Source organism: Ornithinibacter aureus (assembly GCF_009858245.1).
GTDB classification, from domain to species: domain Bacteria; phylum Actinomycetota; class Actinomycetes; order Actinomycetales; family Dermatophilaceae; genus Fodinibacter; species Fodinibacter aureus.
In genome coordinates, this window is sequence record NZ_VMSB01000001.1 from 2,362,349 (window position 1) to 2,376,929 (window position 14,581).

The following is a 14,581-nucleotide window of genomic DNA, read 5'->3' on the forward strand; positions in this document are numbered from 1 at the left end:
CCTCATCGGTGGTGCGGATCGGGCCTTGGTGCCCTTCGTGCTGACATGACCAACGTTATGAACCTCACGGCGTCGGCCACAGGGCCCACGGACCCAACTGCGGGCCCAACTGCGGGCCCACGTCGCGACCCCTCCGCAGACCCGGTCGGGGGCCCGGGCGACGGCCCACCCGCAGGCAGGTCATCGACCGAGCCACCGGACGATGGCCTCGGCCCTGGTGCTGACTCCCAGCGCGGCGAAGATCTGGTTGATGTGGTTCTTCACCGTCTTCTCCGCGAGGAACAGGTGCTTCGCGATGTCGGAGTTGGACCGGCCCTGCGCGATGAGGTCCATCACCTCGACCTGGCGGGCGCTCAGGCCGAGATCCCCTGCGGGCTCGGGCACCACGGCGACGGGGCCGCGCTGGATCGCTCGCATCGCGACGTCGGAGACGGGAGCCGCACCACTCGCGGTCGCCCGCACCATGTGCGCGAGCGACTCGGCGTCGAACGTCCCGTGGACCAGGTAGCCGGCCGCGCCGTCGGACATCGCCCGGTGGATGCTGGCGTCGTCATCCGTGAACGTCAGCATGAGCACCCTGGTCTGCCTCGCGATCTCGCTGACGATGGACAGGCCGTCACGACGCGGCATCCGCACGTCGAGCAGGAGCACGTCCGGGCGGGACGCACGCACCAGAGCCAGGGCCTCGTCCCCGTCGCCTGCCTGCCCGACGACCTCGAGCCCGGGATCGGTGCCGAGCAGGGCGAGCAGGCCCTTGCGCATGATGTCGCTGTCGTCGACGACACCGACGGTGACCGTCATCGCTCCACCCGGTGCAGCACCGGCACCCGGCACTCCACGAGCGTTCCGCGCCCCGGCTGCCCGGTGACCGTGCACCAGCCCCCCACGCGCGCCATCCGTTCCTGCATCCCGTCAACTCCATGGTGTCCGGCCGCCTGGGCGGCGCTGAGGGTGGCGGGCTCGAAGCCCGATCCGGTGTCGCGGACCGTCAGCGAGAGGAAGCCCTGGTCCTCGTGGAGCTCGACCGTCACCTCGCAGGGACCAGCGTGGCGGTGCACGTTGTCCAGGGACTCCCCCAGCACCGACAGCAGCTCGTAGCGCGTCGCCTCCTCGGCCGCGTCGACGTCGTCGATCAGCAGCTGCGGGTTCCGCCCTGTGCGCGCCGCCCAGCCCAGGACCACCTGGGACGCCGCCTCGGACAAGGTGCCCTCCGAGGTCTTGGCGCGCAGGTCGACCATGACGCCACGCACCTGGTGGACCGCCGTCGCTGCCATCTCCCTGATGGAGAGGGCCGACTCGGCGGCCCTTTCCGGATGCCGTTCGAGTTGCAGGGGAAGCGCCGTCGCGGTCATGGCGATGCCCTGCAGCGACTTCGCGAGGTTGTCGTGGAGCTCGCGGGCGACCTTGGTGCGTTCCTCGGTGGCGGCCGCGGTGGTCACGGCATCCCGCAGCGTCAGCTGGGCGCGCGCCTCGGACTCCACGGAACGGCGCATCGTCAGGCCGAGCAACCACAGCGTGACGTAGACGAAGGGGATCGTCACCCAGGAGGTGAAGGCCGGGGCCGAACCGTCGGCACCAAGCAGGGCCGCACCGACGTAGCAGGACACGAGGCTGATCATCACGATCGCGCCGCTGACGGGTTCGAGCCACAGCCCGAGGAGCAGCGCCGTGGTGAGGGCTGCCAGCAGCAGGGGGCTGTCGATCCCGTTCACCGCGACGATGCCTGCAAGGAGCAGCGCATCGGCCATGGCGATGAGCGGGTGCCTGCGGGCGAGGTCGAGCACGGAGGTGTTCATCAGCCCGTAGAAGCTCGTGAATCCCACGACGAGGAAGCCGATGGACGTCGCGAGCGACACCCGCGTCCCGCTGAGTACCAGGAGGCCCGTGGCCAGCCCGACGAGCCGCGCGAGCAGCGTCACCTGGGTGAGCTGTCGCAGCGGCATGGCCACCCCGGCGTGCCCCGGCCTATCCACCGAGGATGCCTCCGATCTGGTCGGCCCCCATGGCCAGCACCATGCCGCCGACGAGGATGACCAAGGCGCCGGGGATGAGCACCATGGTCATCACGAGGCTGATGCGGGGCTCGATCTTGGCGGCCTGTTGCCTCATCCGCTGGGCGGTGGCCCGCCGCATGTCCGCGGCGATCTGGTTCAGGGTGTCCGCGAGGGGTGCGCCGAGCTCTTCCGCCTGGAGGTACGCGGTCACGAACTCGTTGACGGCATCGGAGCGCGTGCGGTCACGCATCGCGGTGAACGCCGACCGCACGCTCGCCCCGTTGGTGATCTGGTGCAGGACGGTGTTGATCTCCTCGGAGATCGCGCCACCGAAGCGGCGCGACACCGTGGCCAGGGCCGACCGGAAGCCCAGGCCGGCGCTGACCGTGACGGCCAGCACGTCGAGGAAGTCGGGGAGGTCGCGGTCGATCGCCTCTCGGCGTTTGCGGGCCAGGCCGGACAGCTGGGCCATGGGCAGCACCCCGACGATCACCACCGGGAGAACGATGTACAGCAGGTTCCCGGTCGTCACGCCGAAGAGGAAGATGGGCGCCAGCACCATCCCCCACATGGCGAACTTCGCCAGCACGGCATCGACGTCCAGGCCACTGGGCCGGCCCGCCATGTCGACCTGCTGCTGCAGCCAGCGGATGGCCGACCGGGGTAGCGCCCTGCGCACCCGAGGCACCACCCGGTACGCCAGGGCCATGAGGGCGCTCTGGCTGCCTGCCCGGTCGCGTGCCGACTTGTTGAGGTAGAGCACCTCGTCGGCGTCCAGCCCGACGTCCGGGTCCGTGCGCAGGAGGTGGTAGCCCCGCAGGAGCAGCACCACGGCGAGGGTGGCCACGAGCCCCGGGACGACGCTGGCGAGGAGCGTCATGGCTCGATCCTCGTCATCCGCCGGATGAGCAGGTAGCCACCCGCGAACAGCGAACCGCCGACGACCAACGCCACCTGGCCGATGGGCTCGCGCGTCATGCGGTCGACCGTGCCCGGCTTGATGCTGTTGAGCATGAAGAGCATCGCGAAGCCCATGACGATGACGAGGTTCGACGACGCGACGGACTGCGACAACGTCGTCGTCACCTCACGTCGGGTCTCCTTGCGCTGGTCGAGGGTCTCGGCGATGTCTCGCAACGCGGTCACGAGCGAGCCACCGCTGCGGGAGGCCACGATGAGGGTGGACATGAGCACGTTGGTCTCGCGGGAACCGACCCGGTCGTTGAGCTCCTCGATGGCGGTGGCCAGTGGCGCCCCGAACTTCAACCGGGTCGCGACCCGGGTGAGCTCGCTGCTCGCCGGCTCCGGCAGCTCGGTGCCGGCGATCCCCAGCGCCGTCGCCAGGGAGAGCCCGGCGTGGCTCGCGTTGGCCAGGACTCGGGCGAGCTCGGGCAGCTGAGCGATGAACTTCTCACGGCGCCGAGCCTTCGCCCTGCTCAGGTAGCGCCGGACGAGAACGGCAGCGAGGGCGATGCCGAGGACGGCGAACACGGTGGAGACGAACCGCCACAACACCCACGTTCCGACGGCCCCGGCAGCCACCCCCACCCCGAGCACGTGGATCGGGCGGTGGTTCAGGCCCGCGAGGTCGAGCTCGCGGACCAACCACCGTCCGAGGCGCGTGCGTTGCAGCCGCTCGTCCAGCTCGCGCACCAGGGAGAACTCCCGCTCGCCGCGGGCGAACTCAGCGGCACCGACGGCCCGACGGCGACTGGCGACCAGTCCGAGAAACTGGCGCAACGCCAGGACGAACGTCATCGAGGCCGTGAGGGACCCGACGATGATGGCGAGGACGACCATCAGGCCACCTCGACCAGCGACAGATCGGCCCCACCCTCGGTGAGACGCTGTCGCAGCGGCGCAGGCAGGTCGTACACGTCGAAGCGACCCTGCGGCTTGGCCGGATCGGTGCGGTCGATGGCGTACTGCATGAGGGGCACGAGGTCGAACTCCTCCTGGCGACGGCTGCGCACCCACGACACGTCGACGACTCGGCGTGACCCGTCGGCGAGCCGGTTGAGCTGGACGATGATGTCGATGGCCGAGTTCACCTGGTCGCGCAGGGCGTGGAAGGGCACCTCCACGTCGCTCATCGAGGCCAGCGTCTCCAGTCGGGAGAGGGCGTCGTCCGGGTTGTTGGCGTGCACCGTCGTGAGGGACCCCTCGTGACCGGTGTTCATCGCCTGGAGCATGTCGAGCGCCTCGCCGCCGCGGCACTCGCCGACGATGATGCGGTCGGGCCGCATGCGCAGGCTGTTGCGCACGAGGTCACGGATCGACACCTGGCCGCGACCCTCGACGTTGGCGGGTCGGGTCTCGAGGCGGATGGTGTGTGGCTGGTTCAGGCTGAGCTCGGCGGCGTCCTCGATGGTGACGATCCGCTCGTCGGGGCTGATGAAGGACGACAGCGCGTTGAGCAGCGTCGTCTTGCCCGACCCCGTGCCACCGGACACCACGACGTTGAGCCGCCCCTCGACGCAGGCCTTGAGCAGCAACGCCGTGCGTCGGTCGATCGACTCGCGTTCGATGAGCTGGGTCAGGCTCAGCGCATGGGGGAAGAGCCGGATGGTGACGGTGGGCCCGTTGAGGCTGAGTGGGGGGAGCACGACGTTGACTCGCGCGCCGCGCGGCATCCGGCTGTCCGCGGGAAGCCGCGCGTCGACCATCGGGCTGGACTCGTCGACTCGACGGTTGACCGTCGAGACGATGCGGTCGATGGTCTGCATCAGCTGCTCGTCGCTGCTGAACGGGGCCGGCCAGCGCTCGAGCTTGCCAGCCCGCTCGACGTAGATGGTGTCGTGCCCGTTGATCATGATCTCGCTGACGGTGGGGTCGTTGAGGATCGGCTCGAGCACACCCAGACCGACCGCCTCGTCGACCACTCGGCGCACCAGCTGGTTGCGCTCGCTCGCCGACAGGATGACGCCCTCGCGGGAGACGAGGTGGGCGATGACGCGCTCGAGCCTGGCCCGTCGCTGGTTGGCGTCGATCTTGCTCAGCTCGTGGAGGTCGACCTCCTCGAGGAGCATCCGCCGGAAGGTGACGACCAGGCTGTCGTCCTCCTTGGTCGCCGCCGTGACGGCCCCACCGGTGAAGGAGCTGTAGTCGTTCACTTGATCACCGGCATCGTGACGCTCCGGGTCACCGACCCGATGTCGATCTTGACGACGGTCGGAACCTTGACGGTCACTGAGTAGGTGTAGCCGTCGGCACTCAGCGTCCCCCCGTCCCCGGCGACCTGCATGATCCCCGGTAGGGCGCCTTCGGCAGCGGCGCGCGGGTCGCCACCCAGGGAGTAGGCGCGGGCCCCGTCGCGCGCCGCCTCGTGGGTCGACACGATGGTCCACCCGGCCACCCCGAACTGCAGTGCCACCAGGGCGCCCAGGATCACGAGCGGGGCCACGCCGGCCACCTCGAGGGCGGCTGCGCCGCGTTCGTCGCGCACACCGCGACCTCGGCGACTCATTGCTCCCTCACCACCGTGCGCGTGCTCGTGAGGGAGGTCGGCAACCCCGCGGGGAAGCCCTTGACCACGGGAACGGTCACCGACACGCGGTCCCCGGACGCCGCGACGGACAGCCCACCTCGCAGGCTGCTCGGCACCGCGGCCCGGGCTGCCCGCTCGGCATCGCCGGCGTCGGCGGTGACCGCGTACTCACGGGAGGCCACCGACGAGGCGTGCCCCGCGTAGATGAAGGAGAAGCCCGTCACGGCCGTCTGCCACCCGATGAGGCACAGCAGCACGGCAGCGGGCAGGATGCCGACCGTCTCCAGGCCCACGGCACCCGACTCCCTGGACCGGCCTGCGGCGACCGGCTCGGGGGCAGGGCCTGGTTCAGCCGTGGCAGCGGCGCCCTCGTCGGGCTGCGCCACGGCCTTGCCCCGTCCCGCGCGCTCTCCCTTCTGCCGACCCTTGGGCGTCGCCGTGGTCGCCTGCGCGTTCGTGCCGCGCTTGGAGCGACCCTTGGATGCCGTGACGGGCGCCTTCGCGAGACCGAGCTCGACCCGCAGGCTGCTGATCAGGCTCCACCAGGCGACCTCGGTGACGGCGCGCGGGTCACGGTCGTTGATCGATGCCTCGAGGACCCTCGGCGAGTAGGGGATCTGGGTCTCGACGACATGGGCCGTCGTCAACTTGGTGACGGCGTTCGCCGGGAAGAGGCTGGCGCGGTCGACCTTGTTGACGAGCACCTTGAACCCCGGCTCCTCCCGGACGCCGAGGGCCGACCAGGCGATCATCCGGCGACGCATTGCCCGCACGGAGAGCACGTCCGGTGTGGTGACGACGAGGCACTCCCCGGCCAGTTCGACGACCGCGGCCTGGGCGGGCGAGACGTGGCCCCCACCGTCGAGGACCACGAGGTCGAACTCGCGGCGCAGCAGCGAGACGATGGCTCGGATCGCCTCGGGGCTGACGAACTCGCCTTCGCGCACGTCGAGCGGTGCCAGAAGCAGGTGCAGGCCGGACTCGTGCCGGATGACGGCGTCGTGGACGGCGTGGGGGGAGAGGTCACCGGAGACCTTGGCGACGTCGGCAATGGACACCGACTGGCGCACCTCGAAAATGGCACCGACGTCGCCCTTCTCGATGTCCACGTCGACGAGGCAGACCTTGTCCTGCGGGTGGTCGCGCAGGTGGTCGAACGCCAGGTGGGCGGCGACGGTGGTCGTGCCGACCCCTCCCTTGGCGCCCACCACGGCCACGACCTCACCGCGGGTGGTGTTGGTGACCGCGGCTCCGGCGAGCACGGCCTTCATGTGTTCGCTCCACTCGGCCGCGGCGATGACGCGGGTGGAGACGTCCTCGTAGGCGAACGGGTAGGCGACCACCCCGCGGGCGCCGTCCTCCATGGCCTTGATGACCAGCGTGGGGGTGCGCATCTGCGACACCTGGATGACGGCCGTGGACGGACGCCGGTTCGCGAGGTCACGGATCGTCTGCGAGACCGGCTCGATGCCCAGGGTCTCGTGGACGAAGACCACGTCGGGTTCGAGCCGCGAGGCGAGGTCGACGAGCTCGGTCGGGGACTTCGCGACCGCGCGCACGGTGAAGCCGTCCATCTCCTCGAGGAGGGACATGAGGTCGGCGACGAGGTTCTCGTCCGCCATCCCGATGATGACCTGGCTCATCGCTCTTCTCCTTCGGGAACGGCGGTCCCACCGAGTTCGGAGGCGTCGAAGGCGTCGACCTCACCGCGGCGGTCGGTGCCGACGTCGTTGGGCAGGGCGACCAGTCGGACCTCGGCGGCGAAGTTCGCGGCGTAGGTCAGGCTCATCGCGACCTTGGGCACGACGGCGAGCGTCACGGGGATGACCGACTGCTCCTCGATGCCGCCCTCCCCGGCCTGGGTGACCTGCTGCTCGCCGGCGATGGAGACGACCCGGATGTCGCGCGCCAGGACCTTGACCGACTTCGGCAACCCGGGAACGTCGGCGAACACGGCGTACAGGTCGACCCGGTCACCGGGACGGACCCGACCGGCGACGCCCGTCACGGAGTCGACGTTGACCGCGACCTCGCGCTCGTCCTGGGTCAGGCTCGAGCTCGGGATGAGCATGTCCGACGACACGGTCGACCCGGCGTTGAGCCGGAAGCCCACGCGGCGGCCGAGGAGGTCGTCCATCCGCAGGACCGAGGACTTGGACACCCACCGCTCGGGAACCTCGACCGGCTCGAGGTTGTCGGTGCTCAGCGCCGTGTACGGCTCGATCGGCTGCGTCGCGCGGTAGACGGTGACGCGCGAGCCGACCTGGCTGTTGACGTTCGCCACGTACCCGGTGACGACGAAGAACGTGGCGAGGGCGACGAGGATCGAGATGGCCATGAAGACCAGGCCTCGCCGTTGACGGGGATTCATGCAGGCTCCGTGATGCGACAGTGGACGTGGCAATAGGGACAGGTGACGGCGTTCTGCCGGCTGGCACAGACCGGGCAGGTGGCCGTGCCCTCGGCCACTCGCACGACGGGGGCCAGGGCGACGAACTCCGCACCCGCCGAACCGTGGGCGCGCTTGACGTCGGCGAGCACCGGGACGGACTGGACGACGTGGGCGCCGGCCAGCGCGACCACGGCCGCGAACTCGGCCGACGCGGCATCCGCCCCGACGAGCAGCGGGTGCCCGACGGGCGGGGTCTCGAGGGTGCGTCCCACCGACGGGGCGGGTGTGGTCATCGCGACGAAGCCTCGACCGAACAGCGAGCGCACGTGCATGCCCAGTGAGGGCTTCGGGTCGACCAGCCTGGTGACCGAGCGCAGCCAGGTGCCGGATGCCGACGCCGTGGTCAGGTGGTCGAACGCGCCGAGGACCGCGACGGCATCCGAGCCGGACTCGAGCGCGTTGAGGCCGCTGGCTGCCAGGGCGACGGAGGTCGTCGGCACGACCCGGTGGGCGACGGCGACCTCGGGTCGGGCGCCGGCGAGGGTGGTCGCGGCAAGCCGGGCCACCGACCCGGACGTGGGCCGGGAGGTGATGACCACGTGATCGGCCCCGAGCGAAGAGACCCAGCCCGGGATGTCCGCGAAGGCTGCCTCCGACGCCACCGCGACGCGGGGGTCGTCGGCGATCCACGGCGTCACTCCACCGTGATTGATTGAGGTTTCAACGACGATGAATGCGACGTTCGATTCCATGCGAGAACCTCCCCGCCTGCCTCGGCGATCATCTCCCCGCCGGTCGCCGCGATCATTCGCGGCCAGTTCGACCCGGCTCCACTGCGATGTACGCTACACGCCGCGAGCCCCCCGCCCGAAAGTGCGAACAGTGAAATTGACCCAACGAAAGCGCACAAATGCTGACCGGACGCACCTGCTCGGGGTGCTCGGCAGCGTGCTGCTCGCCACGATCGCCGTCGTGAGCATCGCGGTCGGAGCGCTCGCCTGGAGCCAGCCCCGCACCGACGTGGTCCGGCTCTCGCCCGGCGTCCCCGCGAGCCTCACCCCCTCGCCGCTGTTCGACCCCGGGTCCACCGTGTTCGCCCAGGGGGAGGACGAGGACCCGGCCGATCCCGCGAGCTGGGGGTGTGTGCTCCTGCGCGACGCAACAGAGGTGTCCTTGCAGGTCAGGCCCGATTTCGATGCCGTCGGCAGCCGCGTGCTGGAGGGCGAGCCGTACGTCCCGGTGGTCGCCGTGGGGACCACTGCCGAGGGCGACCAGCTGCGGTGCGACCCCGCGACGGGCGACACCACCGCCGTGGTGGCCATGCCGACCGACGTGGGCGTGCGAGCCGTGCCACTGGCCTTCGTCGTCGGGGGAATCGCAGCGCTGGGCATCGCCGGCCTGCTCCACCCGAGAGGGCGCGGCATCCGGCGCTTCGGATCCTGATCACCCCGCCCCTCGCGGCGCTGCGCGGCACCATCCTTGCCATGATGGCCGCATGACACGCATTCGGGGGGCCTGGTGGAGCGCGGCGTTGGTGGTGCTGGCGGTGACCGCCTGTGGCAGCAGCCCCGACGACGGCGTCGAGCTGCTGGCCGACACCATCGCCGGGCAGACGCTCACCGTGGTGGAGTCGCCCGGGACGGCGACGATCTGGGTGTCGTCGCCGGACGGATCCGACCCACGGCCGGGGGGCGAGCCGGACCCGAGCGTGTGCACCGTGAGCGGCCCCGGATCACCTCGGCTGGCCGAGCCCCAGCAGGGCGAGCGCCGCCTCGGTGACACCAGGCTCTACGCGCTCGCCCAGGTCGAGGACCTCGAGCCGCAGACGTCGATCACGTGCCGGGGCAGTGGCTTCAAGCACATCTACGTCGGGAACTGAGCCGGCTCAGCGCAGGCGGTGCAGGCCGTCGTCGCGACTCGCCTCGGGGAGCACGCGACGGGTGGTGTGCCACGCGAGGAGCAGCCACACCACCGCGTCGGCCACCCACGCAAGCGTCGACGGCGCCCCGAGGGCACGGGTGAACAGGGTGCTGGCGGCCCAGCTGGAGGGAGTGGCGACGTAGGCGAGCAGGGCGATGCCCAGCCAGAGCGCCGGTGACCCGCCGTGCCCCCATCGGATGAATGACCCCAGGGTGCTCACGAGCAGCACGAGCACGAGCACCGACTTCAGGACGACCCCGAACGGCGCACTGCCCGTCACACCGGCCAGGGCACCCGCAGCGACCACGCACACGCTGGTCCCGATCACCAGGACGAGGAACGCGCCGACGCCGGCCGCCGCCCGCTGCACGGTCACGACGTCACCGTCCGCAGTCGTCGGGCGGCCCGCGTCCCGACCCCCCAGACGCCGAGGCCGACCAGTCCGACGACCCCGAAGAGTGCAGCCTGGAGAACGCGCACGAGCCCGGTGCGGTGCACGAGCAGCACGTCACCGACCTCGGCCCCCGTTGCCGCGCAGGCGGTCGACTCCCCGTCACGCAGCTCGACCCGGGCCCCGGTCCCGAACCATGGCGCACCGTCGATGACCCGGTCGTCCGGGATGGGGAACTGCAGCGTGCTCACCTGCTTCCCGGTGCCGTCCCGGCACACGACGTCCGCCGCGGCATCCGTGCTGACGAAGACGTCGAAGGCCACCGAACCGGGGAGGCTGGAGGTGATGGTGCTGCCCGCGGGGACGGGCCCGACGACCCGCTGCTCGGTGGGGCCCTGCACGACGATGCCGACCGCCAGCGCGAGCAGGATCAACGCCCCGACGAGCGCGGGCCAGCGGATCATGGCGAACAACCGGGTGTAGTCCGCACCGGTTGCTCGCAGGGCTCGGGTCACGCCGCACAGCCTTCCCACTCGACCCAGGAGTCACCGTTGAAGTACTCCGCCCGATCCGACACCAGGGACGAGATGGTGACCTCGGCGCCGACCCCGACCTTGGCGATCCAGGCGGCGTCGAAGTTGCCGCCGTACTTGTCCTGGTTCGCGGTGAAGGTCTGGCGGGACTGGTAGCCGCGGTCGGCGATCGCGTCGGCGAAGTCGAGCGTTGCCGGGACCACCGTCACGGCGTCCACGATGCGGGTGGGGTCGTTGAGGTTGGGCGGGCCGGCGGTCGGGTTGGGGATGTAGGGCGGCAACCCGGGGACCGACTCCATGTTCATGGCTCCGAGGAACGCGGAGGCCACCTGGCGGTCGGCCGCGGTGGTGACCGGCAGCTCGGCCGTGTACTCCCACCGCTTCCCGTCGTCGCTGGGATCCTCACCGGCGTAGGCGGTGCCGGTGGCGGCGTACTTGACGACGACGGCGGTCACCGCACCGTCCTTGTCGCGCTCGATCTCGATGACCCCATCGAGCTCTCCGGAGGCACCCGCCGTGGCGTGCACGATGTCGCCCTTCCCGTCACCCCCGCGCACCCCTGCACTGACGCTGCCGTCGAAGGTGGCTGCGTAGTACGTGGTGCTCGTCCCGTCGGCACCCTTGCGGAAGCCGAGAAGGCCCTGCACCCCGACCTCGCCCTGCGCGTTGGCGGCGATGAACGTGGCGGACGCGCTGGCCTCGGCCGAGACGCCGCCCTCGTAGTACGTCTCGCTCGGGGTCGGAAGGCTCGGGACCCCCGCGAGGTCGGTGAGCCCGTCGGCCGCCCACCGCACCGGGTTCGGTGCCTCCCACCACAGGATCGGCACCGACTCGTTCCCCACGACGAGGTCCTTGGCCACGTCGGACGCATGGGCCGCCACCAGGTCGTCGACGGCGTCGCGCGTGGGCACCAGGTAGACCTCGCCGCCGTTGAAGGCAGCGTCGGCACTGGCCCACGCCCCGGCCTCCAGCCCGAAGGTCTCGTCTGCCCACACGCCCGTGAGGCTGAAGCCGGCCCCACCTTCGACGCCCACCGAGCCGGACGTCCCCCGGGTCACCCGGTAGGTGCCGTCGGACAGCGACTCGACGTACCAGTTCTCACCGGCCCCACCGGTGATGGCAACCCCCGCCTTCACCGAACTCTCCCGGCCGTCGGCGCTCACGACGCACGGCTCGACCGGCATCCGGTCTCTCGCCGTGTCGGCCACCTCGCAGGAGCCCTGACCGAGGGTGAACACCTTGCAGATCGCAGCAGTGACCCCGCGTGCCAACGGCATCGAACCGCCCGCCACGCCGAGGAAGACGGCAGCCACGACGAGGGCCGCCACCGCCACGAAGCCCGCGTACTCGAGCGAGGTCGCGCCTCGTTCCCGCGCGCGGTCAAGCGTTGTCATCGTCGTCCCCTCAGGTGCCATCCCTCCACACCGCCCTGCCCCACCCGGGTCGGGTGACAGTTGCGGGTCGAGGACCGAGTACAGGGTTTCACGGCGAACCGCGACGGGTCTTGGGCCCGTGGTCCCAAATGTGAAGGTCCACGAAGCAGCGATGCGGTCGTCAGCGCCCGCGCTCCTAGACTCCGACGCATGCTTGGTTCCAGCCGCCCCGCCCGCCGCAAGCCCCGTGCCACTGCGCTCACCCTGATCGCCGTCGGTGCTCTGGGGGCCCTGCTCACGGGCTGCAGCGGGTCCGCCAGCGACGCTGACCTCCCGCCGCGACTGGAGTCGATCCGCCCGTCGGAGACCCCCAGCCCGGTCTTCGCCCACAGCGCCAAGGCCCAGATCGATGCGCGCACGGTGTCCGGCGACGGCTGGAGCATCCAGGTGCCGGCCAAGTTCGAGGAGCAGACCGCCCCGGGCGCCGAGGGCACGACGACGTACCGGTGGATCGCCCCGGCAGCGGGCTCCCAGCCGCCGCTCGTCGCGGTCGTCACCGACGCCAAGCCCCGCGCCGATGCCATCGAGCAGTCCAAGACCCTCGAGATCACGCTGGAGGTCGACCCCGCCATCAAGGTCACCCGCTCCGAGCTGGAGTGGCCCGGCGCCCAGCGCGCCATCCTGCTGCAGTGGAACCAGCCCACGCAGGGGGTGGCAGGCGGCGTCACGAACTGGCAGCTCATGGTCCAGGTGAACTCCGGGCTGATCCTCAATGCCCTCGCGATCGCCCCCGAGGACGACTTCGCGAAGCTCGGGTTCGCCGAGGTGCTGTCGACCTTCACCCCGACGAGCTGAGCCCCAGCACCCACCCCAGGCCCGGCGCGGCCAGCACGAGCATCGCGGCTCCGATCATGTGTGGCCCGAAGGCCAGCGTCGAGCGCCGATCGGCACGGCGCAGGGCGATCAGGACCAGCCCGAGGACCCCCGCCGACACGAACGCCAGCACCGAGGCGAGCACCACGGCAGCCCAGCTCTGGAAGGCGAGCAGCACCCCCAGGCTGGGGGCGAGCTTGACGTCGCCGAGCCCCAACCCGGTCCCCCGACCGAGCAGCGCGAGCACCAGGTAGACGACGCCGAGCACCAGGCCACCGAGCACCCCCCGCACCCAGTCACCCCCCGAACCGGTGACCAGGGCGACCAGCCCCGTCCCGAGCATGGTTGCCGGCACCAGGGGCTTGGTGAACCGGTCTGGCAGCCGCCGCACGTCGATGTCGATCGCCGCCATCGTCAGCAGCACCGCCCCGATCGTCCACGTCACGAGCGCCAGCGACCACCCGTGCGTGCGCCACCCCCCGAGGGCGAGCAGCGGCAGCACGAGCGCGCTCACCACGGGCACCCAGGCGTGGGTCCGACACTCGAGGCCGACCTCGTCGGCGTACCGGTGGGCGTGCGTGCGCAACCATCGCGCGATCAACCACCCCACGACCGCGGATGCCGTGGCGAGCGTCGCGGTGATCGCGAACGCCTCGGTGCCGGTCACCTCCACACCCTTCGCCGGATGCCGTCGACCGTCACCGTGCGAGCGCCGTGACCCGGCCGACACCCCACGAGACACCGGCCGCGATGACCGTCCCGATGACGGCGGTCACGACCCACGCCACGAGGAACCGCCCCTCGAGGACGGCGGTCCCGCGCGCGGCCATGACGGCCATGGCCGCGACGGTGGCCACCAGCCCGATGACCGCGGCCGGGAGCGCGATGTCGCGCACGGCATCCGGCCGGTCGAGCCACCCCAGGACCAGCCCGGCGACGGCGGCAGCCACCGCCACGGACACCTGCGCGAACACGAGGAGGGTCGCCTGCACGGCGACGGCGACCACCACGGCGACCACCGCAGCCGAGATGGCTGGTGGTCGGGTCACGAGGTGCGCCGGTTGAAGGTCATCGTGTCGACGACGTGCTCGATGACCGCGTCGTCGAGCCGTTCGCCGGTGATGGTGACGACGGCCGTCCCCGGGTTGGGCCACTGGCCGGCGATGAGCCACACCCCCTTCATCGGGGTGCCGTCGACCTCGTAGGTGAAGTCGCTGCGCAGCGCGCTGTCGGCACCCTCGACCTCGATCGCGGTGGCTCCCCCACCGTCGTACCCGTCCAGCTCGACCATGGCGGGCAGGTCGAGCTTGGACAGGGCGAAGGATGCCGTCTCGTCGTCACTGAACGACCCGGCGACCTGCATCTCCATGCCGTCGCCGACGAAGCGGTGGGTCCACGGCTCGCCCGACGGCGGTTCGGAGGCCCAGTCGCTGGGGTGCTGGACGGTGATGCGCTCGTCGGTGACCGTCGTCCAGCCGTCCGGGGCGTCACCGGAGGACGACTCGCTGCCACCGGAGCATGCGGCGCCCGCGGTCACGGTGAGCGCCAGGGTCACGGCCAGCGCGGTTCGTCGCAGCGCGGTTCGTCGCAGGACGGGCACGGTGGGACCTTTCATCGC

At 71.1% G+C, this 14,581-nt stretch carries 18 protein-coding genes; 3 read left to right on the plus strand and 15 right to left on the minus strand.

Features of this window, described 5'->3' with window-relative positions:
- Positions 1–180: 180 nt before the first annotated feature.
- The 9 genes from C8E84_RS11215 to C8E84_RS11255 are packed head-to-tail and all read right to left on the minus strand — an operon-like array spanning position 181 to position 8,625.
- Entirely contained in the window at positions 181–801 is a 621-nt protein-coding gene (locus tag C8E84_RS11215) for a response regulator transcription factor (RefSeq protein WP_159902177.1), read from the minus strand.
- Positions 798–1,973 carry a sensor histidine kinase gene (locus C8E84_RS11220; RefSeq protein ID WP_159902179.1) on the minus strand — a complete coding sequence of 392 codons (1,176 nt, stop codon included), beginning with the start codon at positions 1,971–1,973 and terminating at the stop codon, positions 798–800. Before C8E84_RS11220 ends, C8E84_RS11215 begins: the two co-directional genes overlap by 4 nt.
- Positions 1,966–2,874, minus strand: a complete 909-nt coding sequence (locus tag C8E84_RS11225) for a type II secretion system F family protein (RefSeq protein ID WP_159902181.1) — start codon at positions 2,872–2,874, stop codon at positions 1,966–1,968. Before C8E84_RS11225 ends, C8E84_RS11220 begins: the two co-directional genes overlap by 8 nt.
- Positions 2,871–3,794, minus strand: coding sequence for a type II secretion system F family protein (locus tag C8E84_RS11230; protein ID WP_159902183.1), 924 nt, complete (start codon positions 3,792–3,794; stop codon positions 2,871–2,873). Before C8E84_RS11230 ends, C8E84_RS11225 begins: the two co-directional genes overlap by 4 nt.
- Positions 3,794–5,107 carry a TadA family conjugal transfer-associated ATPase gene (locus tag C8E84_RS11235; RefSeq protein ID WP_246196901.1) on the minus strand — a complete coding sequence of 438 codons (1,314 nt, stop codon included), beginning with the start codon at positions 5,105–5,107 and terminating at the stop codon, positions 3,794–3,796. The genes C8E84_RS11230 and C8E84_RS11235 overlap by 1 nt, the downstream gene beginning before the upstream one ends.
- Complete coding sequence (locus tag C8E84_RS11240) at positions 5,104–5,439, minus strand: TadE/TadG family type IV pilus assembly protein (RefSeq protein WP_159902185.1); 336 nt, start codon at positions 5,437–5,439, stop codon at positions 5,104–5,106. Before C8E84_RS11240 ends, C8E84_RS11235 begins: the two co-directional genes overlap by 4 nt.
- 17 nt (positions 5,440–5,456) lie before the next feature.
- Positions 5,457–7,124 (minus strand): CpaE/TadZ family protein, encoded by a 1,668-nt coding sequence (locus C8E84_RS11245; protein WP_159902187.1) that lies wholly within the window; start codon positions 7,122–7,124, stop codon positions 5,457–5,459.
- The gene (gene cpaB, locus C8E84_RS11250) at positions 7,121–7,819 is read right to left on the minus strand and encodes a Flp pilus assembly protein CpaB (RefSeq protein ID WP_246196902.1); all 699 of its coding nucleotides are present in this window, start codon (positions 7,817–7,819) and stop codon (positions 7,121–7,123) included. Before cpaB ends, C8E84_RS11245 begins: the two co-directional genes overlap by 4 nt.
- A 29-nt stretch (positions 7,820–7,848) precedes the next feature.
- Entirely contained in the window at positions 7,849–8,625 is a 777-nt protein-coding gene (locus C8E84_RS11255; RefSeq protein ID WP_159902191.1) for a hypothetical protein, read from the minus strand.
- 136 nt (positions 8,626–8,761) lie between these two features.
- Between C8E84_RS11255 and C8E84_RS11260 the strand changes: the two genes are divergently transcribed.
- The gene (locus C8E84_RS11260; protein WP_159902193.1) at positions 8,762–9,316 is read left to right on the plus strand and encodes a hypothetical protein; all 555 of its coding nucleotides are present in this window, start codon (positions 8,762–8,764) and stop codon (positions 9,314–9,316) included.
- Positions 9,317–9,368: 52 nt separating this feature from the next.
- Entirely contained in the window at positions 9,369–9,752 is a 384-nt protein-coding gene (locus C8E84_RS11265; RefSeq protein ID WP_159902195.1) for a hypothetical protein, read from the plus strand.
- A 6-nt stretch (positions 9,753–9,758) separates the two neighbouring features.
- Here C8E84_RS11265 and C8E84_RS11270 read toward each other — a convergent pair whose 3' ends face one another.
- The 3 genes from C8E84_RS11270 to C8E84_RS11280 are packed head-to-tail and all read right to left on the minus strand — an operon-like array spanning position 9,759 to position 12,111.
- Entirely contained in the window at positions 9,759–10,169 is a 411-nt protein-coding gene (locus C8E84_RS11270) for a hypothetical protein (protein ID WP_159902197.1), read from the minus strand.
- Positions 10,166–10,699 (minus strand): hypothetical protein, encoded by a 534-nt coding sequence (locus C8E84_RS11275; RefSeq protein WP_159902199.1) that lies wholly within the window; start codon positions 10,697–10,699, stop codon positions 10,166–10,168. The genes C8E84_RS11270 and C8E84_RS11275 overlap by 4 nt, the downstream gene beginning before the upstream one ends.
- On the minus strand, positions 10,696–12,111 hold the full coding sequence (locus tag C8E84_RS11280; protein ID WP_159902201.1) for a hypothetical protein: 1,416 nt from the start codon (positions 12,109–12,111) through the stop codon (positions 10,696–10,698). The genes C8E84_RS11275 and C8E84_RS11280 overlap by 4 nt, the downstream gene beginning before the upstream one ends.
- A 189-nt stretch (positions 12,112–12,300) precedes the next feature.
- On the opposite strand from C8E84_RS11280, the gene C8E84_RS11285 reads away from it, so the two are divergent.
- Positions 12,301–12,945, plus strand: a complete 645-nt coding sequence (locus C8E84_RS11285; protein ID WP_159902203.1) for a hypothetical protein — start codon at positions 12,301–12,303, stop codon at positions 12,943–12,945.
- On the opposite strand, the gene C8E84_RS11290 is transcribed toward C8E84_RS11285, so the two are convergent.
- From C8E84_RS11290 to C8E84_RS11300, 3 genes are read right to left on the minus strand one after another with little or no spacing between them, the layout of a single operon-like run.
- The gene (locus tag C8E84_RS11290; RefSeq protein ID WP_159902205.1) at positions 12,929–13,630 is read right to left on the minus strand and encodes a prepilin peptidase; all 702 of its coding nucleotides are present in this window, start codon (positions 13,628–13,630) and stop codon (positions 12,929–12,931) included. The genes C8E84_RS11285 and C8E84_RS11290 overlap by 17 nt on opposite strands.
- 31 nt (positions 13,631–13,661) lie before the next feature.
- Positions 13,662–14,012: a hypothetical protein gene (locus C8E84_RS11295; protein WP_159902207.1), complete on the minus strand. Its 351-nt coding sequence runs from the start codon at positions 14,010–14,012 to the stop codon at positions 13,662–13,664.
- Positions 14,009–14,578, minus strand: a complete 570-nt coding sequence (locus C8E84_RS11300) for a hypothetical protein (RefSeq protein ID WP_159902209.1) — start codon at positions 14,576–14,578, stop codon at positions 14,009–14,011. The genes C8E84_RS11295 and C8E84_RS11300 overlap by 4 nt, the downstream gene beginning before the upstream one ends.
- Between the last annotated feature and the right edge of the window lie 3 nt (positions 14,579–14,581).

Excerpts from the sequence above, each read along its gene's own strand:
- C8E84_RS11215 (WP_159902177.1), bottom strand. The coding sequence starts at position 801 with ATGACGGTCACCGTCGGTGTCGTCGACGACAGCGACATCATGCGCAAG.
- C8E84_RS11300 (WP_159902209.1), bottom strand. The coding sequence starts at position 14,578 with ATGAAAGGTCCCACCGTGCCCGTCCTGCGACGAACCGCGCTGCGACGA.
- C8E84_RS11255 (WP_159902191.1), bottom strand. The coding sequence starts at position 8,625 with ATGGAATCGAACGTCGCATTCATCGTCGTTGAAACCTCAATCAATCAC.
- C8E84_RS11225 (WP_159902181.1), bottom strand. The coding sequence starts at position 2,874 with ATGACGCTCCTCGCCAGCGTCGTCCCGGGGCTCGTGGCCACCCTCGCC.
- C8E84_RS11245 (WP_159902187.1), bottom strand. The coding sequence starts at position 7,124 with ATGAGCCAGGTCATCATCGGGATGGCGGACGAGAACCTCGTCGCCGAC.
- C8E84_RS11230 (WP_159902183.1), bottom strand. The coding sequence starts at position 3,794 with ATGGTCGTCCTCGCCATCATCGTCGGGTCCCTCACGGCCTCGATGACG.
- C8E84_RS11265 (WP_159902195.1), top strand. The coding sequence starts at position 9,369 with ATGACACGCATTCGGGGGGCCTGGTGGAGCGCGGCGTTGGTGGTGCTG.
- cpaB (WP_246196902.1), bottom strand. The coding sequence starts at position 7,819 with ATGGCCATCTCGATCCTCGTCGCCCTCGCCACGTTCTTCGTCGTCACC.
- C8E84_RS11285 (WP_159902203.1), top strand. The coding sequence starts at position 12,301 with ATGCTTGGTTCCAGCCGCCCCGCCCGCCGCAAGCCCCGTGCCACTGCG.
- C8E84_RS11280 (WP_159902201.1), bottom strand. The coding sequence starts at position 12,111 with ATGACAACGCTTGACCGCGCGCGGGAACGAGGCGCGACCTCGCTCGAG.